A 19,390-nucleotide genomic window follows, 5' to 3' on the forward strand; every position below is an offset into this window, starting at 1 on the left:
CCACCCCCGCCGGCCCGTCCGGCAGCCAGCACGTCCGCGGCCCCCGGAGCGCTCCGCCCCGGGGGCCGCGGTCTGCCCACTTCCCTCCGCGTCCCCGCTGTGGCAGGGGTGTGCGAGGGCCCGGATTCCGCCTCGATGCGCGAACTTCTCCGGTCTCGCGCGCGATCTGCAGGGGTACCTCCGGGGTGGGAACCTATCCGCGGAGGACGTTCGCCCCCCCGACGTAAGGTGCGCTGATGTTCTTCTTCACGATCCGACGGATCATCGGATCCGTCTTCGTGTTGCTGGCCAGCTCTCTCCTGGTCTTCGCCCTGTGTGCGGCGAGCTTCGACCCGCTGTCGAAGTACCGCCAGCGGCAGCCGCCGCCCTCGCAGGAGTTCCTGGACAACGTCGCCAACCAGCTGGGTCTCAACGACCCGTTCTTCGTCCGCTACTGGGACTGGCTGCGCGGCGTCGTCACCGGCGACTTCGGCACGAGCGTGAACGGCACCCCCGTCGGGGACGAACTGATCACCCGGGCCGGCGTGACGAGCCGCATGATGCTCGCGGCCGTGATCCTCGCCGTCCTGCTGGCCGTCATCGTCGGCGTCATCGGCGCCGTGCGGCAGTACAAGCCCTCGGACTACGTCTTCACCTTCATCGCCTACATCCTGATCGCGCTGCCGACCTTCTGGTTCGCCGCGCTGCTCAAGGAGTTCCTGGCGGTGAAGATCAACCAGTTGTTCGGCCAGCAGGTGCTCTACACGATCGGCGAGGAGACACCGGGCATCCAGCAGTTCGCGACCAGCGACTGGGAGATCTTCACCGACCGGCTCGGGCACCTCGTGCTGCCGACGCTGAGCCTCGCGTTGCTGACGTTCGCTGCGTGGAGCCGGTTCCAGCGCGCGTCGATGCTCGACGTCCTGGGCTCGGACTACATGCGCCTGGCGCGGGCCAAGGGCCTGACCTACCGGCGCACCGTGTACCGCCACGGCCTGCGCAACGCGCTGATCCCGCTGACCACCGTGGTCGCCCTCGGCATCGGCACGCTCTTCGGCTCCGCGGTCATCACCGAGCGGGTGTTCGTCTGGAACGGGATGGGGCGCTACCTGCTCGAGGACGGCATCGCCAACAACGACATCAACGTCGTGCTGGGCTGGCTGATCGTCAGTGCCACCGTGATCGTCCTGTTCAACCTGATCGCCGACATCCTCTACGCGGTCCTCGATCCGCGGATCCGCCTGGCCTGACCGGCCCGGTCACGCGAGAGAGAAGAGAGACATGGCCACCACCCAGGCCAGCACCGCCACGCAGGCCCTGCCTGCCGAGGCCGGCACCCCGCCGACCGGCGGCGTCGACCGCGAGTTCACCGTCCAGGCGCGCAGCCAGCGCCAGCAGGTCATCCGCCACTTCCTGCACAACAAGGTCGGCATGACCGGCCTCGTGATCTTCGTGATCATGCTGCTGTTCGGGTTCCTCGGCCCGGTGATCCACGGCGTCGACTACGCGACGCAGAACCGCGACGCGCAGTCGGTCCCGCCCGGCACCGCCGGCTACATCATGGGCAGCGACGAGATCGGCCGCGACGTCCTCGCCGGACTCATGCAGGGCGTGCAGCGGTCGATGTTCATCGTGCTGCTCTTCGTGGTGATCGCCCTGCCGCTCGGCGTCCTGGTCGGCGCGCTGTCGGGCTACTTCGGCCGCTGGGTCGACAGTGTGCTCATGCGGTTCGTCGACCTGATCCTCACCGTGCCGCTGCTGGTCGTCCTGCTGGTCGTGGCCAGCAACTTCCCGGGCGCGCGCACGCCGCTGGGCGTCGGCATCATCCTGGGCCTGTTCGGCTGGCTTGACCTCGCCCGGATCGTCCGCAGCCAGTTCCTCTCGCTGCGCGAGAAGGAGTACGTCGAGGCGGCGCACGCGCTGGGCGCGTCCAGCTCCCGGATCATCTTCAAGCACCTGATCCCGAACGCCCTGGGGTCGCTGATCGTGTGGACGACGCTGGCCGCGGCGACCGCGATCATCCTGGAGGCGTCGCTGACCTACCTCGGCTTCGGCGTCAACGGGGCCAACCAGACCTCCCTCGGCCGGTTGGTGTCCGACGGCGTCCAGGCCGCGAGCACGCGACCCTGGCTGTTCTACTTCCCGGGCATCACGCTGCTGATCATCGTGCTGTCGATCAACCTGATCGGCGACGGCATCCGTGACGCCTTCGACCCGAGCAACCGCCGCGTGCGGGCCTGAGAAAGGGGCTCCATGACCACCGCCCCGGCGGGTGCCACCTCGACCGGCACCCTCCAGCCCGAGCGGGCGCACAGCCTGCCCGGATTCGACCCGAGCGCACCGCTGCTGGAGGTCAACGACCTGCGGGTCAGCTTCCCGACGCAGGACGGCCTGGTGCACGCGGTCCGCGGCGTCGACTACACGCTGCGCTCCGGCGAGGTGCTCGGCATCGTCGGCGAGTCCGGCTCCGGCAAGTCGGTGACGTCGCTGGCCGTCATGGGCCTGCTGCCGGCGTCGGCGCAGATCACCGGCTCGGTGCGCTACCGCGGCCAGGAGCTGCTCGGCCAGGCCGACCCCGCGATGTCGCGAGTACGCGGCAAGGGCGTCTCGATGATCTTCCAGGACCCGATGACGTCGCTGGACCCGGTGTACCGCGTCGGCTACCAGATCGAGGAGACGCTGCGGGTCCACGACAAGCGGCTCTCCCGCAAGGCGGCGGAGGCCCGCTCGGTCGAGCTGCTCGAGCTGGTCGGCATCCCGAACGCCGCCGCCCGGATCCGGTCCTTCCCGCACGAGTTCTCCGGCGGCATGCGCCAGCGCGTCGTGATCGCGATCGCGATGGCCAACGAGCCGGACGTGATCATCGCCGACGAGCCGACGACGGCGCTCGACGTGACGGTGCAGGCGCAGATCCTCGAGGTGCTCGACACCGCGCTGGAGGAGACCGGCGCCGCGATGGTGCTGATCACCCACGACCTCGGCGTCGTCGCCGGGGTCGCCGACCGCGTGCTGGTCATGTACGCCGGCCGGCCGGTGGAGATCGGCACCGTGGAGGAGATCTACTACGAGCCGCGGATGCCGTACACGCTCGGCCTGCTGGGCTCGCTGCCCCGCCTGGACAGCACGGGCCGGGAGCGGCTGACCCCGATCGTCGGTTCGCCGCCGTCCCTGGTGAACATGCCGCCGGGGTGCCCGTTCGCGCCCCGCTGCCCGCTGCACATCCCCGAGTGCGACGCCGCCGAGCCGCCGCTGTTCGACGTCGGCCGCGGGCACACCGCGGCGTGCATCCGCACCGAGATCGTCGAGCAGGCGCACGGCCACGCCGCCGAGGTCTTCGACGAGACCAGCGCCGACACGCTGCTCGGGGACGACGCCTACCCGGTCGAGGCGGCGACGACGGCGCCGGAGGGCGGCCGCGACACCGACGTCCGGACCACGCCGCCGGACGACCAGACCGGGCCCACCGCCGCCGCCGACGACGAGACCGGCACGGTGGTCAGCCCGAAGGGAACCCAGTCGTGAGTGCCCCCACCGCAGACCGCGCCGCTGCCCCGCACAGCAACGGCCAGCCGATCCTGTCGGTGCGCGGGCTGGAGAAGCACTTCCCGATCAAGGGCGGCGGCCTGATCAAGCGCACCGTCGGGGCGGTGCGCGCCGTCGACGGGCTGGACCTCGACCTCTACCCCGGTGAGGTGCTCGGGCTGGTCGGCGAGTCCGGTTGCGGCAAGTCCACGACCGGCCGCGCGATCCTCAACCTGCAGCCGGCCACCGGCGGCTCGGTGAAGTTCGAGGGCCGCGAGCTCGTGGGGCTGGGCCGCAAGGAGATGCGGCCGCTGCGGCGTGACATCCAGATCGTCTTCCAGGACCCGTACGCCTCACTGAACCCGCGGCTGCCGGTGTTCGACATCGTCGCCGAGCCGCTGATCATCCACGGGCTCACGAAGAACGACCAGGAGCTGCGCGAGCGGGTGCGCCAGCTGGTGGAGCAGGTCGGCCTCAACCCCGAGCACACCAACCGCTACCCGGCCGAGTTCTCCGGCGGCCAGCGGCAACGCATCGGCATCGCGCGGGCGCTGGCCCTCGAGCCGAAGCTGCTGGTGCTCGACGAGCCGGTCTCCGCGCTCGACGTGTCGATCCAGGCCGGCGTCATCAACCTGCTCGAGGACCTCCGGGACCAGTTGGGCCTGTCCTACCTGTTCATCGCGCACGACCTGTCGGTGGTCCGGCACATCTCCGACCGGATCGCGGTCATGTACCTCGGCAAGATCATCGAGGTGGCCGGCCGGGACGAGCTGTTCGAGCGGCCGGCCCACCCGTACACGCAGGCGCTGCTCTCGGCGATCCCGCTGCCCGACCCCCGCCGTGAGCGGGAGCGCCAGCGGATCATCATCAGCGGCGACGTCCCCAGCCCGGCGAACCCGCCGTCCGGCTGCCGGTTCCGCACCCGCTGCCAGAAGTTCGCCAACGTGCTCAGCGACAGCGAGCGGGAGCTGTGCATCAACCAGGAGCCCGCGCTCGAGGACCGCGGCGCCGGCCACCCCAACGCCTGCCACTACGCGGAGGCGATCAAGGTCCTGTGAGAGCGGCGACCCTCACGGTCCTGTGAGACGCGTCGGACCCGGCGCGAGGCCCGGAGGGCTTCCGCCGGGTTCGAGGGGTGCGCTCCGCACGACCCGGGGACGGCACGTGGCCGCGGTTGCGACCCGGAGGGTCGCAGTGTCATAGCAAGATGGCCGGCGTGATCTCAGACCGGCGGATCCTCCTCGTGCACGCCCATCCGGACGACGAGTCGATCAACAACGGCGCCACCATGGCTCGCTACGTCGACGAGGGCGTCGGCGTCACCCTGCTCACCTGCACGCTGGGTGAGGAGGGGGAGGTGCTGGTCCCCGAGCTGGCGCAGCTGGCTGCCGACCAGGCCGACCAGCTCGGCGGGTACCGGATCGGCGAGCTCTCCGCCGCGATGGCCGAGCTCGGCGTGACCGACCACCGCTGGCTGGGCGGGGCGGGCCGCTACCGCGACTCCGGGATGATGGGGACGCCGGCCAACCAGCACCCGCGCGCCTTCTGGAACGCCGACCTCGAGGAGGCGGCGGCGCACGCGGTGGCCGTCGTCCGCGAGGTGCGCCCGCAGGTCCTCGTCACCTACGACGAGAACGGCGGCTACGGCCACCCCGACCACATCCAGGCGCACCGGGTCGCGATGCGCGCGGTCGAGGCCGCCGCGGACCCGGCGTTCCACCCCGAGCTCGGCGAGCCGTGGCAGGTGGCCAAGGTCTACTGGTGCGCCCTGCCCCGCTCGGTGGTGCGCAAGGGGATCGAGGCGATGGCCGCGCTCGGCGAGGCGTCGCCGTTCGAGGGCCTCGGCGACATCGAGGAGGTCGACTTCGTCGTCTCCGACGAGGCGATCACCGCCGCCGTCGACGCCCGCGCCTACGCGGGCCGCAAGGACGCCGCCCTGCGCGCCCACCCCACCCAGATCACCGTCGACGGGCCGTTCTTCGCGCTGTCCAACAACCTCGGCCAGGAGGTGCTGGGCACCGAGTACTACCGGCTCGTCCGGGGGGAGCGCGGCCCGGCCGGCCCGGGGGAGCAGGGCTGGGAGGACGACCTGTTCGCCGGCCTGACCGGATGAGGCTGCTCAGGCTCGCCGGCTGGGGCGTCGCGGCCCTCGTCGTCGGCACCTGGCTGGCTCTGGTCGAGGTGTTCTGGCTGCCCTTGCGGGTCGGCGGCGTGCTGGTCCCGGTCTCGGTGCCGGCCGCGGTCGTGGGCAACCTGCTGGTGGTCCGCACCGCGTACCGCTGGTCGGGGTCCCGCGTGGTCGCCGTCCTGCCCGCCCTGGCGTGGGTGGCCGTGGCGATCGCCGCGACCCGGCGCCGCCCGGAGGGCGACCTGGTCGTCGTCGGGACCGGTGCGCTGGGGTACGTCGGCCTGGCGTTCCTGGGGCTCGGCGTGGTCGCGGCGGCGTTCGCGGTCGGCAGGGTGCTGGCCGCGCCGCGGCCACGGCCGGTTCAGGACGGCAACGGCGCCAGCCGGTAGTGGTAGCGGTGGTGCTCGCTGAACCCGAGCCGGTCGTAGAGCGCCAGGGCCGGCGCGTTCGAGGTCGTGACCTGCAGCAGGCACGAGTGCCCGCCGCGCGCGGCCGCCCACCCGGCGAGGGCGGCCATCACCGCCGTCGCCAGGCCGCGGCGGCGGTGCCGCTCGTCGACGGTCACGGCGGTCACCACGAGCCAGCCGTCGACGACGACGCCGCGGGCGACGGCGGCCGGCGGCGCCGGCGGAGCAGCCAGGCGGACGGCGGCGAACGCCGGTTCCTCCGCGGCGAGCAGCACGTCCCGGGCGACCGGCGGCAGCGCCGAGCCGCGGTAGCGGTAGCCGGTCAGCCAGGCGTCGTCCGGCTCGGGCGCCAGGTCGACGGCGACCGCCGGCGCGGGCCAACCGGCCAGCGGCGCGGTCAGCACCAGCACGTCCTCGTCGCGGGACCATCCCACGGCGGCGAACGCGGCATCGGCCGCCTCGGCTCCCGGTAGCGGCACCTGCGCGCGCGGCCGCAGCCCGCGCTCGCTGTACCAGCGGGTCACGGAGGCCACCGCGTCGGGCAGCGCGGTCGGCGGCGCACCGGTGACGAGCACCGAGTTCGCCCGGCCGGTGAAGCCGCCGCCGGCGCGCAGCAGCCAGTCGCCGTAGCGCTGCTGCTCCAGACCTCGCCAGCTCTCCGCGGAGATCCGCTCGAGCTCTCCGACGGACGGCACGAGGGGATGGTGCCTCAGCGGTGCAGGTCGGCCGGCAGGGACCGGGCGGTCAGCCAGTCGAGGAACTGCTCGGCGGGCATCGGCCGGGCCACGTGGAAGCCCTGCGCGATGTCGCAGTTCCAGGCGCACAGCGCGGCGAGCGCGTCGGCGTCCTCCACGCCCTCGACGACCATGGTCATCCCGAGGTCGCGGGACAGTTGCAGCGTGCTGCGGACGATCGCCGCCGCCCGCGGGTCCGAGGTGAGGTTGCGGACGAAGCTGCGGTCGAGCTTGAGCTCGTGGACCGGCAGCGCCCGCAGGTAGGCCAGCGAGCTGTAGCCGGTGCCGTAGTCGTCGATGGACAGCCGCACACCGAGCCGGCGCAGGCCGTCGAGCACCTGCTGGGTGCGGGCGGCATCGGCCATGAGGACGTCCTCGGTGATCTCCAGCGTCAGCGCCTCGGCCGGGACGTCGAGGCTGTCGAGGAGCATCGCCACCTGGTCGGGCAGGGCGACGTCCTGCAGGTTGGAGACCGACAGGTTGACCGCGACCGACAGCTCGTGGCCGGCCGCGCGCCACGACCGCAGGTCCGACAGGGAGCGCTCCAGGACCCGCAGCGCGAGCCGGCGCATCAGCCCGGCCTGCTCGGCCAGGGGCAGGAAGACGTCGGGGGTGAGCAGCCCGCGCCGCGGGTGCTGCCAGCGCACCAGCGCCTCGACGCCGATCACCGCGCCGGTGCGCAGGTCCAGTTTGGGCTGGTAGTGGGGGACCAGCTCCTCGGTGTCGAGCGCCGACCGGAGCTGCTCCAGCGTCTCGAGCCGGTTGCGGGAGTCCGGGGTGCGGTCGGGCGCCCAGAGCTCGAAGCCGTGCCGGTCGCGCTTGGCCGCGTACATGGCGGTGTCGGCGCGGGCCAGCAGCAGGGACCGGTCGCGGCCGTGGTCCGGGCAGAGCGCGATGCCGATGCTCGCGTCGATGTGCAGCGACATCCCGTCGAGGACGAAGGCGTCGCGCAGCGCGGCACCGAGCCGGTGGGCGACCTCGTGCGCCCGGGCGCTGTCGGCGTCCGGCAAGAGGACGGCGAACTCGTCCCCACCCATGCGGGCGAGCAGGTCACCGGGCTGCAGCGCCTTCTCCAGCCGCGGGCCGACGAGGCACAGCAGGTCGTCGCCGACGCTGTGCCCGAAGCTGTCGTTGATCTCCTTGAAGCGGTCGAGGTCGACCATGAGGACGGCGCAGCTGCGGGCCGCGTCGTCGTAGACGGTGCGCTCCAGCTCCTCGATGAACTTCCGGCGGTTGGGCAGGCCGGTCAGGGGGTCGTGGTGCGCCTCGTCGGCCAGCTGCTTCAGGCGCAGCCGCTCGACCGCGCGCAGCACCGCGTTCTCCACGACCAGCGCGCCCTCGAGGGTCACCTGGCGGACGGCCTCGCGGAGCTCCGGCGACCAGGTGCCCGTCGCCGTGGTCGAGCCGGTGACGATCAGGCCCATGAGCCGGTCGCCGGCCAGCAGCGGGATGCTCACGTAGGACCTCAGGTCCAGCGCCTCGGCCAGCCGGGGGTCGATGAGGTCGCTGGCCGCGGCGTCCTCGACGAACACCGGCAGCCGCTCCTCGACGGTGTGCCGCCAGAGCTTGACGTCGGCCGCCGGGCTGCCGATCACCCGCTGCCGGATGACCTCCTTGTGCGCGTCGGGCCAGCCCAGGTGGCGCACGTCCTCGATCAGGCCGTCGGCGTCGACCTTGTAGGCGGCGCTGCGCTCGGTGCCCACCAGCCCCTGGACGGCCCGGGCCAGCACCTCGGCGGCCTCCGGCACGCTCGTGGCGTGCGCGCCGTCGACCAGGAGCTGGCGGACCACCTCGGCGGTGGCCAGCGAGGCCGTGCGGGACCGGCTGGTGCGGACCTGTTCGAGGACGCCGCCGAGGTAGGCGCCGGCGGCCGAGGCCATCCGGCGCACCTCCTCGGAGAAGGGGCGCAGCCGGGGACTGTCCAGGGTGAGGACGCCGGCCACGTCGGGCGCGCGGCCCAGCGGCACGGCGAGCGCGGAGGCGATGTCGAAGGTGTCGGCCCACCACCCGGCGAGCAGCTCGGAGTCGCGGTCGGCGGCGGTCGGCTCGCCGCTGCGCAGCACGGTCTCGGCCAGCGGCAGCGCAGCCGCGGCGGTGCGGAAGGTCTGCCACTCCGCCTCGTCCCGCCGACCGTCGGCGTAGCCGGCCATGCGGGGGACCAGCCGGCCGTCCTCGAGCAGGAAGACGCAGGCGCGCTCGACCTCGCCGAGCTCGGCGAGCTGACGGCAGGCGACGGACAGCACGTCCTCGATCGAGTCCGCCTGGTGGGCCCGCTCGACCAGGCCGAGGAGGACCTCGGCGGAGTCCAGCCGGCGGCGCTCGGTGCGCCGCCGCCAGGCCTCGGTCAGGGCCAGCGCGATGCCCGGCACGGCCTGGCGCAGGGGAGTGGGAGAGGCAGCCGCGGCCGGCTCGATCGTGAGGACGCCGACCACCTCGCCGTCGCGGATCAGCGGCTCGCCGTGCGCGGACCGGATGCCGTGGCGGGCGGCCTCCCTGTCGGCGGCCCGGCGACCGTCCGCGCGGACGACGACCGGCCGGCGGCCGTCGATCACCGCGGAGACGAACGGCGAGCGCGACACCGTGACCGGGTTCCGGAGCAGCGGGTCGTCGGCCACGTCGGCACCGGTGCAGACCGACAGGCGGTACGGAGCGGCCGTGCCGGTGGTCGCCTCGTGCACCCAGACCGTGACGCGGGAGGCGCCGAGCGCTCTCCTCAGCCGGTCGAGCTCGTGGTCGAGCGCCGCCTGGGCGTCGTAGGGCGGGGTGGGCCCGGACGGCCGGTGCGGCGGCAGGCCGGGGCGCGGCGCGGGGATGCGCGGCCGCGTCCCCACTGCCCGCCGAGCCTGGACCGATGTCACGCTGGCGAGATCGGCACCGGCCCGCGGTGCTTGAGCCGGTTCTCCCGGCACCACCCCTCCGGGGGAGAGCCGGCCCGGGGGGAGGGCGTCGCGCTCGCCCGTCCGCGGCAGGTGATACTTATTGCCGCGACAAACCTGATCGCGGCTGCGGCCGGCGGTCGCTGCCCGCGCGTCCCGGGAGGGAACCACCGTGACCTACGTCATCACTCAGCCCTGTGTCGACGTCCTCGACAAGGCCTGCATCGACGAGTGCCCGGTGGACTGCATCTACGAAGGCGACCGGATGCTCTACATCCACCCCGACGAGTGCGTGGACTGCGGCGCCTGCGAGCCGGTCTGCCCTGTGGAGGCCATCTACTACGAGGACGACGTCCCGGACAAGTGGAAGGACTTCTACAACGCCAACGTGGAGTTCTTCTCCGACCTGGGCAGCCCCGGCGGCGCCGCCAAGACCGGCAAGATCGCCAAGGACCACCCGCTGGTGGCGGCGCTGCCGCCGCAGGGCGAGGAGCACTGACCACCGCTGAAGCCGGCGCGGCCGCGCGGCGGCTGCCCGACTTCCCCTGGGACGCCCTGACCGAGGCGCGGGCCCGCGCGGCCCGGCACCCGGGTGGGGTGGTCGACCTGTCGATCGGCACCCCGGTCGACGACACGCCCGCGGTGCTGGCCCGGGCCCTGGCCGCCGGCGCGAACTCGCCCGGCTACCCGACGGCGCTGGGCACGACGGCGCTGCGGACGGCGGCGGCGGACTGGCTGCGCCGGCGGCTCGGCGTGCAGATCGCCGACCCGCACGGCCCCGATCCCTCGATCGTCCCGACGATCGGCTCCAAGGAGCTGGTCGCGCTGCTGCCCACGCTGCTGGGGCTGTCCGGCAGCGGGACGGTGCTGATCCCGGAGGTCGCCTACCCGACCTACGAGGTGGGCGCGGTGCTCTCCGGGCTGGCCGCGCACCGGACCGACCTGCCGCCGGACGACGCGACCGGCGTCGTGCTCGTCTGGCTCAACTCGCCGGGCAACCCGCACGGCCGCGTGCTGACCGACGACCAGCTGCGCGCCTGGGTCGCCTGGGGCCGCGCGCACGGCGTGCCGGTCGTGGCCGACGAGTGCTACGTGACGCTCGGCTGGGACGTCGAGCCGCGGTCGCTGCTGCACCCGTCGATCGCCGGCGACGACCACGCCGGGCTGCTCGCCGTGCACTCGCTGTCCAAGCAGTCCAACGCCGCGGGGTACCGCGGCGGGCTGCTGTCGGGCGACCCGGCGCTGGTGCGGCGGGTCTGGGAGGTGCGCCGGCACCTGGGGCTGCTCGTCCCGGGGCCGGTGCAGGAGGCGATGGCCGCCGCGCTGGCCGACGACGCGCACGTCGCGGAGCAGAAGGAGCGCTACCGGGCGCGGCGGGCCCGGCTGCTGGCCGCCGTCCGCCGGGCCGGTTCCCGGGTGGACCACTCCGAGGCCGGGCTGTACCTGTGGGTCACCCGCGACGAGGACTGCTGGACGACGATCGACTGGCTGGCCGGCCTGGGCATCGTCGCGGCGCCCGGCACCTTCTACGGCGCGGCCGGCGCGAGGCACGTGCGCATGGCGCTGACCGCCACCGACGAGCGGATCGACGCGGCCGTCGAGCGCCTGGGCAGGTGACCGGCGGGGGCGTCGTCCCGCCCGGGTTGGTCGCCGCGATGACGGCTGTCGACGGGTCCCGCGCGGCGGGGCGGCGAGGACGTCGTCCTCGAGCTCAGGATCGCGACCGCGGAACAGGACCTGGCCCGGGAGGCGGGGAGCCTCGCCGCCTGGGACGGTGCCGGTGCAGTGCGGCTGCTGGACGCCGACCTGTCCGCGTAACCGCACATCCCGTCCGCGTCGGTCAGCCGCAGGGCAGGTTGTCGTGGCCCAGCGCGGCCGCGAGCTCGACGGCCATGTCCTCGTGCTTGGCGTAGGCGAGGGGGAACGCGCTGCGCTGAACGCCGTCGGCAATGCGGGTGAGTTCCCCGGTCTGCCAATCAGGAATCTGCACGAGGTGGTCGTAGAACTTCCCGGCCGCGTAGGCGGGGTCCTGCACCTGCTCCGGCGTGCCCCAGCCCTGCGACGGCCGCTGCTGGAACAGCCCGAGCGAGTCGCGGTCGCCGTAGTCGAGGTTGCGCAGCCGCGACTCCTGCATCGCCGTCGCCAGCGCGATGACCACCGCCCGCTCGGGCAGCCCGCGGTCGTAGGCGACCTGGGCGATGGTCCGGGCGTTGGCGATCTGCTCACCGGTCAGCGTCAGGCCGGTGGCCGGCAGGGTGCACTGGGCGGTGGCCACGGGGACGTCCTGCCCGTCGGAGTCCCACGCCAACCCGACGAGGACGACGAGCAGCACGAGGATCGCGGGCCAGAGCTGCGCCGGCCGCAGCTTGCTCAGCCGCGACGCCTTCGACCGCGATGCCTTCGACCGCGATGCCTTCGACCGCGATGCCTTCGACCGCGATGCCTTCGATCGCCGGCGCACCGGACGGCGGCGGACCCCGGGCCTCGCTGTCGTCCTCCGGGCTGCGGGCCGGCGGGCGACCGTGCGTGCGGGGCTCATCACCGTCGACTGTAGGTGCGGGGGCCGTCAGTCCCGGTCAGCCGAGGACGTCGTGCCGGACACGAGTCGCTGTCGCCGCGGGCCGGTCATCGTTACGGTGAGCCGCCGACCTGCGAGAAGAGGAGCCGCCATGGCCGACCACCTGCTGCCCGGGATCACCGCCACCCGCGTCGAGACACCCCGGCTGACCCAGCAGGTCCTCGCCGCCGAGGGCACCGAGCTCTCCGGTCCGGGGGAGGCGGTCCTCTTCGTCCACGGCAACGTCAGCTCCTCGCTGTTCTGGCAGCAGCCGCTGCTCGCGCTGGCCGACACCGGCCGGGTGCGGGCGCTCGCCGTCGACCTGCGCGGCTACGGCGGCACCGACCCGCTGCCGATCGACGCCCGGCGCGGCGTCCGCGACTGGGCCGACGACGTCGCCGCGCTCGTCGACACCCTGGGCCTGGACCGGGTGCACCTGGTCGGCTGGAGCATGGGCGCGGGCGTCGTCCTCCAGTACCTGCTCGACCACCCGGCGACGGTCGCCTCGGTGGCGCTGGTGGCCCCGGTCTCGCCGTACGGCTTCGGCGGGACGGCGGGCGAGGACGGACGGCTCGTGCACCCGGCCGGCTGCGGCTCCGGCGGCGGCGCGGCCAACCCGGAGTTCGTCGCGGCGCTGGAGGCGGGGGACAGCACGGACGCGAGCCCGACCAGCCCCCGGTCGATCCTGCGGACGTTCTACGTGGCGCCCGGCTCCCTGCCGATCGACCCGCAGCTCGAGGACATCTTCGTCGCGTCGATGAACACGACCCGGTGCGGCGCCGACCACTACCCGGGCGACGCGCAGGTGGTGGACAGCTGGCCGGGCGCGGCGCCGGGGGAGCGGGGCGTGCTCAACACGATGGCGCCGACCGTCTTCGACCTCTCGGGCATCGTGGAGCTGGCCGAGAAGCCGCCGGTGCTGTGGCTGCGCGGGGACGCCGACCAGATCGTCTCCGACACGTCGGTCTTCGACCTGGCCTTCCTCGGCTCGGTCGGCGCCGTCCCGGGCTGGCCGGGCGCGGAGGAGTTCCCGCCGCAGCCGATGATCGCCCAGACCCGCGCCGTGCTCGACCGGTACGCGGCCGCCGGCGGGTCCTACCGGGAGGTCGTCTTCCCCGAGGTCGGCCACTCGCCGCACGTGGAGCGGCCGCAGGAGTTCGTCGTCGCCCTGCTCGAGCACCTCGACGTCCCCGCCGAGCAACCCGCCCCCTCGGCCTAGCGTGCTTTATCGCGACAAAGCACGCGTGCTTTGTCGCGATAAAGCACCGTTCAGGCGCCGGCGGGGACCTGCGGGAGCTCGGCGAGGGCGCCGGCGAAGCGCTCGTCGGGGACCTCCTCGTCGACCATGCGGCCGGAGAGGTAGGCGTCGTAGGCGGCCAGGTCGAAGTGGCCGTGCCCGCACAGCGCCGTGAGGATGACCTTCTCCTCGCCGGACTCCTTACAGGCCAGCGCCTCGCGGATGCACGCCGCCAGCGCGTGCGTCGGCTCCGGGGCCGGCACGATCCCCTCGGTCTTCGCGAACCGCAGCGCGGCCCCGAAGCACTCGGTCTGCGGCACGGCGATCGCCTCGATCAGCCCGAGCTCGTAGATGTGCGAGAGCAGCGGGGACATCCCGTGGTAGCGCAGGCCGCCGGCGTGGATCGGGTCCGGGATGAACCGGTGGCCCAGGGTGTGCATCTTGAGCAGCGGCGTCATGCCGGCCGTGTCGCCGAAGTCGTACGCGTACACGCCGCGGGTCAGCGACGGGCAGGACGACGGCTCGACCGCCCGGATCGTCGGCGCCATCCGGCCGGCCAGCTTCTCCCGCAGGAACGGGAACGCCATCCCGCCGAAGTTGGAGCCGCCGCCGGTGCAGCCGACGATCAGGTCCGGCTGCTCGCCGACCGCGGCCAGCTGCAGCAGCGCCTCCTCGCCGATGACCGTCTGGTGCAGCAGGACGTGGTTGAGCACGCTGCCCAGCGCATAGCGCGTGTCCGGCTCCTGCGCGGCGACCTCCACCGCCTCGCTGATCGCGATGCCCAGCGAGCCGGGGTGGTCGGGGTTGTCGGCGCGGATCGTCTTGCCGGCCTGCGTGAGGTCGGAGGGCGAGCGGTGCACCTGCGCGCCGTAGGTCTGCATCATCGTGCGCCGGTACGGCTTCTGGTCGTAGGAGGCGCCGACCATCCAGATCTCGCACTCGAGGTCGAACAGCGCGCTGGCGAAGGCGAGCGCCGTCCCCCACTGACCGGCGCCGGTCTCCGTGGTCAGCTTCCGAACGCCGGCCTTGGCGTTGTAGAAGGCCTGCGGCACGGCCGTGTTCGGCTTGTGCGACCCCGCCGGCGAGACGCCCTCGTACTTGTAGTAGATCCGGGCCGGCGTCCCGAGCGCCTTCTCCAGCCGGTGCGCGCGGAACAGCGGCGACGGCCGCCACAGCTTGTAGACGTCGAGCACCTCGCCGGGGATGTCCACGTACCGCTCCCCGGTGACCTCCTGGAGGATCAGGTCCATCGGGAACAGCGGCGCCAGGTCGTCCGGCCCGACCGGCTGCAGCGTCCCCGGGTGCAGCGGCGGGGGCGGCGGGCTCGGCAGATCGGGGACGACGTTGTACCACTGCGTCGGCAGCTGCGACTCGTCCAGCAGGATCTTGGTCTGCGTCCCGGCCATGGCGTCCCTCCGCCTCGAAGGTGCGGCGAGCGTAGGACCTGCGCGCGCTTTATCGCGATAAAGCGCGCGCTCAGTTCGCGTGCAGGGCCGCGTTCAGCGCGCCCCAGTCGCCGTCGCGGGGGAGCGCCTCGAGCGCGCCGCTGACGCTGTTGCGGCGGAACAGCAGCCCGTCGCGGCCGGAGAGCTCGCGGGCCTTCACCACCGAGCCGTCGGGCAGCGTGACCCGGGAGCCGGCGGTGACGTAGCAGCCGGCCTCGACGACGCACTTGTCGCCGAGGGAGATCCCGACGCCGGCGTTGGCGCCGAGCAGGCAGCCGCTGCCGATCGAGACGACCTCCTTGCCGCCGCCGGACAGCGTCCCCATGATCGACGCGCCGCCGCCGACGTCGCTGTCCGCCCCGACGACGACGCCGGCGCTGATCCGCCCCTCGACCATCGACGGGCCGAGCGTGCCGGCGTTGAAGTTGACGAAGCCCTCGTGCATGACCGTGGTGCCCTCGGCGAGGTGCGCGCCGAGCCGCACCCGGTCGCCGTCGGCGATCCGCACACCGGTGGGGACGACGTAGTCCACCATCCGCGGGAACTTGTCGACGCCGAAGACGGTCACGTACCCGTGCGCGGCGCGCAGCGCGGCGGCGCGGGGCTGGACCTCCGTGGCGAGCACCGGGCCGGCACTGGTCCACGCGACGTTGGTGAGCAGGCCGAAGATGCCGTCGAGGTTCGCGCCGTGCGGCCGGATCAGCCGGTGCGAGAGCAGGTGCAGCCGCAGCCAGACGTCGTAGGTGTCCGCGGGCGGCGCGGCGAGGTCCTCGATCGTGGTCTGCACCGGGATCACGTGCACCCCGCGGGCCTCGTCGCTGCGCACCAGACCCGAGTAGTCGGGTCCGAGGGCGCCGCCGAGCTCCAGGGTGCCCATCTGGTGCGTGCCCGGCTTGCCGTTGCCGGCGTCGAGGGCGGGTGAGGGGAACCAGACGTCGAGGACGGTCCCGTCGGCGGTCACGGTGGCCAGGCCCACCCCGTGGGCGCGCTGCGGTTCGGCGTTCGTCACGGGTCACGACGCTACCGAGGCGTCGGTGTCCACCTCCGGCCGGAGCCGGACCGCGCCCGTAGGCTCGACGGTCGTGGGGAACCCGCAGCTGGACCTGTCCGCCGACGTCCTCGAGCTCACCCGCGCCCTCGTCGACATCCCCTCGGTGTCCGGCACCGAGGACGTCCTGGCCGACGCGGTCGAGGCGGCGCTGCGCGGGCTCGGCGGCCTGGAGGTGGAGCGGGTCGGCAACGCCGTGCTCGCCCGCACCAACCTCGACCGGCCCGGCCGCGTCGTCCTCGCCGGGCACCTGGACACCGTGCCGATCGCCGACAACGTGCCCAGCACGCTCGACGGCGACCGGCTGTTCGGCTGCGGCACCAGCGACATGAAGGCCGGCGACGCGGTGATGCTGCGGCTGGCCGCGCGCTTCGGCGTCCCCGGGGCGGAGCCGGCGCACGACCTGACGTTCGTCTTCTACGACAACGAGGAGGTCGAGTCGGCCAAGAACGGCCTGGGCCGGGTGGCGCGGGAGCGTAGGGGCTGGCTCTACGGCGACCTCGCGATCCTGCTCGAGCCCACGGACGGCGAGATCGAGGCCGGCTGCCAGGGGACGATGCGCGCCGTCCTCGAGTTCACCGGCCGGCGCGCGCACAGCGCCCGCAGCTGGCTCGGGGTCAACGCGATCCACGCGGCGTCCGGCGTCCTGGCCACGCTCGCCGGGTACCAGGCGCGCGAGGTCGAGATCGACGGCTGCACCTACCGCGAGGGGCTCAACGCGGTGCGCATCGAGGGCGGGGTGGCCGGCAACGTGATCCCCGACGCCTGCTCGGTGACGGTGAACTTCCGCTACGCCCCCGACCGGGACGAGGACGCCGCCGAGGCGCACGTGCGGGAGGTGTTCGCCGACGCCCTCGCCGCCGGCGCCACCCTCACCGTGACCGACAACGCCGGCGGCGCGCTGCCCGGGCTGGCCGAGCCCGCCGCGGCCGCGTTCGTCGCCGCCGTCGGCCGGCCGGCGCGAGCCAAGCTCGGCTGGACCGACGTCGCCCGCTTCGCCGCCTTCGGCATCCCGGCGGTCAACTACGGCCCCGGGGATCCGCAGCTCGCCCACACCCGCGAGGAATCCGTCCGCGTCGCGGCCCTGCAGCCGGCCGAGGACGCCCTGACCGCCTACCTGTCCCGGAGCACCGAATGACCCACCCCCCTGAGAACGGCCGCCGTCCCCGGCCGACCCGCCACCGCGGCCCGATCATGCTGCGCGGTGGTGAGCCGGACCCGGCCTACGTGGGCACGACGACCGACCAGCGGCTGCTCGACCGGCGCGGGCCGACCGACTGGGTGCACACGGACCCGTGGCGCGTCCTGCGCATCCAGAGCGAGTTCGTCGAGGGGTTCGGCCTGCTCGCCGAGCTGCCCCGGGCGGTCAGCGTCTTCGGCAGCGCCCGCACCCCGCGCGACCACCCGCACTACGGCGCCGGCGTCGCCCTCGGCGCGGCGCTCGCGCACGCCGGTTACGCCGTGATCACCGGCGGCGGGCCGGGCGCGATGGAGGCCGCCAACCGCGGGGCGTCGGAGGCCGGCGGCCTGTCGGTGGGCCTGGGCATCGAGCTGCCGTTCGAGCAGGAGCTCAACGAGTGGGTCGACGTCGGCATCTCGTTCCGCTACTTCTTCGTGCGCAAGACGATGTTCGTCAAGTACGCGCAGGCGTTCGTGATCCTGCCCGGCGGGTTCGGCACCCTCGACGAGCTGTTCGAGGCCCTGACCCTGGTGCAGACCCGCAAGGTCACCCGGTTCCCGGTCATCCTCTACGGCTCCGAGTACTGGGGCGGGCTGGTCCACTGGGTCCGCACGACGCTGGTCGAGACCGGCACGATCAGCCCGGTGGACCTCGACCTGCTGCACGTCACCGACGACGTCGGCGAGGCGGTGCGGGTGATCCAGAAGGCCGAGGCCGAGCGCGAGGCCGCCGGCGACAGCGGGGGCGGTATGCGTGCCCCGGTCGGCAACCACGGGGTCCGGTCGGGCCAGCCGCCGGCCGGCGGGCCCGTCGAGGGCTGACGTGCTGTCCTTCCTGCTCTTCGTCGTCGGGGTGCTCCTCGTCGGGGGCCTGCTCTTCCTCGTCGGCTCGGTGCTGCTCGGCCGCGGCGAGACCCAGCCGCCGGCCGAGCTGGACCGCTCACCGGTCGAGCTGCCCGACGACCGGCCGGTGGTCGGCGACGACATCCGCGCGCTGCGCATCTCGGTCGCCTTTCGCGGCTACCGGATGACCGAGGTGGACTGGCTGCTCGGCCAGTTCGCCCAGACGCTCGACGAGCGCGACACCGAGCTGGCGGCGCTGCGGGCGCGGCTGGGGGAGGCGCCGTCCCCCACCCCGGAGACCGCCGACGACGCCGCGCCGGCCGACGAGGAGCGCAGCGATGCCTGAGCTGACCGAGAGCGTCGACGTCGACGCCCCGCCGGCGCAGGTGTGGGCCGCGCTCACCGACTGGGCGCGGCAGGGCGAGTGGATGGTGGCGACCGACGTCCGCCCGGTGGTCGGGCCGGCGCGGGGCGTCGGCGGCCGGCTCGTCGCCGTCACCGGCCTGCCGCTGCCGCGGCGCCGGCGGCTCGGCGTCGTCGACACCATGGAGATCGTCCGCTGGGAGCCGCCCGCCCGGATCGACGTCCGCCACACCGGACGCGTGGTGCGCGGGGCGGGCATCTTCGAGGTGCGGCCGCACGGGGCGCACTCGACGTTCGTCTGGACCGAGCAGGTCGACCTGCCGCTCGGCCGGCTGGGCTGGCTCGGCTGGCCGCTGGTCGAGCCGGGGATGCGGGCCGGGATGCGGTTCTCGCTGCGCCGCTTCGCGGCGTTCGCCGGCGGCTACCGGTTGGAGTAGACCCGGGCCGGCTCGACCAGGACGGCGGTGCGCCGCTGCTCGGCCATGACCCGGTCGTACTCCGCCCAGTCGTCGTGCTGCCCGCCGGCGGCGGTGAACACGTCACGCAGCAGCAGCCGCAGGCGGTCGGCGCCGGTCAGCCACGGCTGCGGGTCGTCGGGGCCGGCGAGCTCGGCCCGGCCCTCCACGGCGACCCACTCCCATCCGGACCGGACGGTCAGGGTCACCTGGGGGCGGGCGCGGAGGTTGGCCAGCTTGACCCGGCCGTAGGTGACGAACGCGAGCACCGGCTGCCCGGTGAGCGGGTGCGCGAACCGGCCGGCGTTCACCACGGAGGTGTGGATGGTGGCGTCGGCGCGCAGCGTGGCCACCACGGTGAGACCGTGCTCGCGGGCGGCGAGGGCCGCCGCGTCCTCCAGCGCGGTCATCCGCCGCTCTCCTGATCGCGGCTGTCGATGCGCTCCGCCGACTTCTCGTGGTCCCGGGCGTTCGCCGAGATCTCGTGCGCGCGCTGCCGCATGTCCGCCGGGTCCGACACGTCGGCGGCCTGGTCGAGCATCTTCCGTTCGACGCGGTGCTCGGCGTCGGCGATGCGGCGGTGGGCGTCGGCGAGCGAGTTCTCACTCATGGTCGGA

The 19,390-nt window shown here is 73.7% G+C and carries 20 protein-coding genes; 13 read left to right on the forward strand and 7 right to left on the reverse strand.

All coding sequences use genetic code 11. From position 1 onward, the window contains the following. Window positions 1-236 precede the first annotated feature (236 nt). From AB3388_RS04355 to AB3388_RS04380, 6 genes are all read left to right on the forward strand, one after another. Window positions 237-1,229: an ABC transporter permease gene (locus AB3388_RS04355; RefSeq protein ID WP_495409530.1), complete on the forward strand. Its 993-nt coding sequence runs from the start codon at window positions 237-239 to the stop codon at window positions 1,227-1,229. 31 nt (window positions 1,230-1,260) lie between these two features. Beyond that, a complete protein-coding gene (locus AB3388_RS04360) occupies window positions 1,261-2,220 on the forward strand; it encodes an ABC transporter permease (protein ID WP_495409531.1) in 960 nt (319 codons plus the stop codon). A 12-nt stretch (window positions 2,221-2,232) separates the two neighbouring features. Next, complete coding sequence (locus AB3388_RS04365) at window positions 2,233-3,501, forward strand: ABC transporter ATP-binding protein (protein WP_495409532.1); 1,269 nt, start codon at window positions 2,233-2,235, stop codon at window positions 3,499-3,501. After that, window positions 3,498-4,559, forward strand: a complete 1,062-nt coding sequence (locus AB3388_RS04370) for an ABC transporter ATP-binding protein (protein ID WP_495409533.1) — start codon at window positions 3,498-3,500, stop codon at window positions 4,557-4,559. The genes AB3388_RS04365 and AB3388_RS04370 overlap by 4 nt, the downstream gene beginning before the upstream one ends. Before the next feature lie 149 nt (window positions 4,560-4,708). Then, a complete protein-coding gene (mshB, locus tag AB3388_RS04375; protein WP_495409534.1) occupies window positions 4,709-5,614 on the forward strand; it encodes an N-acetyl-1-D-myo-inositol-2-amino-2-deoxy-alpha-D-glucopyranoside deacetylase in 906 nt (301 codons plus the stop codon). Next, the gene (locus AB3388_RS04380; protein WP_495409535.1) at window positions 5,611-6,018 is read left to right on the forward strand and encodes a hypothetical protein; all 408 of its coding nucleotides are present in this window, start codon (window positions 5,611-5,613) and stop codon (window positions 6,016-6,018) included. The genes mshB and AB3388_RS04380 overlap by 4 nt, the downstream gene beginning before the upstream one ends. On the opposite strand, the gene AB3388_RS04385 is transcribed toward AB3388_RS04380, so the two are convergent. After that, window positions 5,991-6,731 (reverse strand): GNAT family N-acetyltransferase, encoded by a 741-nt coding sequence (locus AB3388_RS04385; protein ID WP_495409536.1) that lies wholly within the window; start codon window positions 6,729-6,731, stop codon window positions 5,991-5,993. The two genes, AB3388_RS04380 and AB3388_RS04385, sit on opposite strands and share 28 nt — an antisense overlap. A 14-nt stretch (window positions 6,732-6,745) precedes the next feature. Continuing rightward, window positions 6,746-9,601, reverse strand: a complete 2,856-nt coding sequence (locus AB3388_RS04390; RefSeq protein ID WP_495409537.1) for a bifunctional diguanylate cyclase/phosphodiesterase — start codon at window positions 9,599-9,601, stop codon at window positions 6,746-6,748. A gap of 217 nt (window positions 9,602-9,818) precedes the next feature. On the opposite strand from AB3388_RS04390, the gene fdxA reads away from it, so the two are divergent. Both fdxA and dapC read left to right on the forward strand, forming a co-directional pair. Continuing rightward, complete coding sequence (fdxA, locus tag AB3388_RS04395; protein WP_495409538.1) at window positions 9,819-10,145, forward strand: ferredoxin; 327 nt, start codon at window positions 9,819-9,821, stop codon at window positions 10,143-10,145. Window positions 10,146-10,177: 32 nt separating this feature from the next. Beyond that, complete coding sequence (gene dapC / locus AB3388_RS04400) at window positions 10,178-11,263, forward strand: succinyldiaminopimelate transaminase (protein ID WP_495411436.1); 1,086 nt, start codon at window positions 10,178-10,180, stop codon at window positions 11,261-11,263. Between the two features lie 223 nt (window positions 11,264-11,486). Here the strand turns inward: dapC and AB3388_RS04405 are convergent, their stop codons facing one another. After that, the gene (locus AB3388_RS04405) at window positions 11,487-12,185 is read right to left on the reverse strand and encodes a hypothetical protein (protein WP_495409539.1); all 699 of its coding nucleotides are present in this window, start codon (window positions 12,183-12,185) and stop codon (window positions 11,487-11,489) included. Window positions 12,186-12,315: 130 nt separating this feature from the next. Here AB3388_RS04405 and AB3388_RS04410 point away from each other — a divergent pair, with 130 nt between their 5' ends. Further along, window positions 12,316-13,422 carry an alpha/beta fold hydrolase gene (locus AB3388_RS04410; protein WP_495409540.1) on the forward strand — a complete coding sequence of 369 codons (1,107 nt, stop codon included), beginning with the start codon at window positions 12,316-12,318 and terminating at the stop codon, window positions 13,420-13,422. Between the two features lie 50 nt (window positions 13,423-13,472). Here the strand turns inward: AB3388_RS04410 and AB3388_RS04415 are convergent, their stop codons facing one another. Together AB3388_RS04415 and dapD are read right to left on the reverse strand one after the other, a co-directional pair. Next, window positions 13,473-14,846 (reverse strand): TrpB-like pyridoxal phosphate-dependent enzyme, encoded by a 1,374-nt coding sequence (locus AB3388_RS04415; RefSeq protein ID WP_495409541.1) that lies wholly within the window; start codon window positions 14,844-14,846, stop codon window positions 13,473-13,475. A gap of 70 nt (window positions 14,847-14,916) precedes the next feature. After that, window positions 14,917-15,894, reverse strand: a complete 978-nt coding sequence (gene dapD / locus AB3388_RS04420; protein ID WP_495409542.1) for a 2,3,4,5-tetrahydropyridine-2,6-dicarboxylate N-succinyltransferase — start codon at window positions 15,892-15,894, stop codon at window positions 14,917-14,919. A gap of 73 nt (window positions 15,895-15,967) precedes the next feature. Here dapD and dapE point away from each other — a divergent pair, with 73 nt between their 5' ends. Genes dapE through AB3388_RS04440 form a run of 4 tightly spaced genes read left to right on the forward strand, consistent with a single transcriptional unit; the run spans window position 15,968 to window position 18,755 of the window. Next, window positions 15,968-17,071, forward strand: a complete 1,104-nt coding sequence (gene dapE, locus AB3388_RS04425; protein ID WP_495409543.1) for a succinyl-diaminopimelate desuccinylase — start codon at window positions 15,968-15,970, stop codon at window positions 17,069-17,071. Further along, window positions 17,068-17,934: an LOG family protein gene (locus AB3388_RS04430; protein WP_495409544.1), complete on the forward strand. Its 867-nt coding sequence runs from the start codon at window positions 17,068-17,070 to the stop codon at window positions 17,932-17,934. Before dapE ends, AB3388_RS04430 begins: the two co-directional genes overlap by 4 nt. Window position 17,935: 1 nt before the next feature. Continuing rightward, window positions 17,936-18,301, forward strand: coding sequence for a DivIVA domain-containing protein (locus tag AB3388_RS04435; protein WP_495409545.1), 366 nt, complete (start codon window positions 17,936-17,938; stop codon window positions 18,299-18,301). Further along, window positions 18,294-18,755, forward strand: a complete 462-nt coding sequence (locus tag AB3388_RS04440; protein ID WP_495409546.1) for an SRPBCC family protein — start codon at window positions 18,294-18,296, stop codon at window positions 18,753-18,755. Before AB3388_RS04435 ends, AB3388_RS04440 begins: the two co-directional genes overlap by 8 nt. Here AB3388_RS04440 and AB3388_RS04445 read toward each other — a convergent pair. Then, the gene (locus tag AB3388_RS04445) at window positions 18,740-19,183 is read right to left on the reverse strand and encodes a TIGR03618 family F420-dependent PPOX class oxidoreductase (RefSeq protein ID WP_495409547.1); all 444 of its coding nucleotides are present in this window, start codon (window positions 19,181-19,183) and stop codon (window positions 18,740-18,742) included. The two genes, AB3388_RS04440 and AB3388_RS04445, sit on opposite strands and share 16 nt — an antisense overlap. After that, window positions 19,180-19,383, reverse strand: a complete 204-nt coding sequence (locus AB3388_RS04450; RefSeq protein WP_495409548.1) for a hypothetical protein — start codon at window positions 19,381-19,383, stop codon at window positions 19,180-19,182. The genes AB3388_RS04445 and AB3388_RS04450 overlap by 4 nt, the downstream gene beginning before the upstream one ends. Window positions 19,384-19,390: the final 7 nt, after the last annotated feature.

The organism is Geodermatophilus sp. SMS 5-13 (genome assembly GCF_059428245.1).

What these genes read in the sequence shown, in the direction of transcription:
- AB3388_RS04365 (WP_495409532.1), top strand. Translation starts at nt 2,233, where the DNA reads ATGACCACCGCCCCGGCGGGTGCCACCTCGACCGGCACCCTCCAGCCC.
- AB3388_RS04405 (WP_495409539.1), bottom strand. Translation starts at nt 12,185, where the DNA reads ATGAGCCCCGCACGCACGGTCGCCCGCCGGCCCGCAGCCCGGAGGACG.
- AB3388_RS04380 (WP_495409535.1), top strand. Translation starts at nt 5,611, where the DNA reads ATGAGGCTGCTCAGGCTCGCCGGCTGGGGCGTCGCGGCCCTCGTCGTC.
- AB3388_RS04410 (WP_495409540.1), top strand. Translation starts at nt 12,316, where the DNA reads ATGGCCGACCACCTGCTGCCCGGGATCACCGCCACCCGCGTCGAGACA.
- AB3388_RS04440 (WP_495409546.1), top strand. Translation starts at nt 18,294, where the DNA reads ATGCCTGAGCTGACCGAGAGCGTCGACGTCGACGCCCCGCCGGCGCAG.
- mshB (WP_495409534.1), top strand. Translation starts at nt 4,709, where the DNA reads ATGGCCGGCGTGATCTCAGACCGGCGGATCCTCCTCGTGCACGCCCAT.
- AB3388_RS04355 (WP_495409530.1), top strand. Translation starts at nt 237, where the DNA reads ATGTTCTTCTTCACGATCCGACGGATCATCGGATCCGTCTTCGTGTTG.
- AB3388_RS04360 (WP_495409531.1), top strand. Translation starts at nt 1,261, where the DNA reads ATGGCCACCACCCAGGCCAGCACCGCCACGCAGGCCCTGCCTGCCGAG.
- AB3388_RS04450 (WP_495409548.1), bottom strand. Translation starts at nt 19,383, where the DNA reads ATGAGTGAGAACTCGCTCGCCGACGCCCACCGCCGCATCGCCGACGCC.
- AB3388_RS04445 (WP_495409547.1), bottom strand. Translation starts at nt 19,183, where the DNA reads ATGACCGCGCTGGAGGACGCGGCGGCCCTCGCCGCCCGCGAGCACGGT.
- AB3388_RS04415 (WP_495409541.1), bottom strand. Translation starts at nt 14,846, where the DNA reads ATGGCCGGGACGCAGACCAAGATCCTGCTGGACGAGTCGCAGCTGCCG.
- AB3388_RS04430 (WP_495409544.1), top strand. Translation starts at nt 17,068, where the DNA reads ATGACCCACCCCCCTGAGAACGGCCGCCGTCCCCGGCCGACCCGCCAC.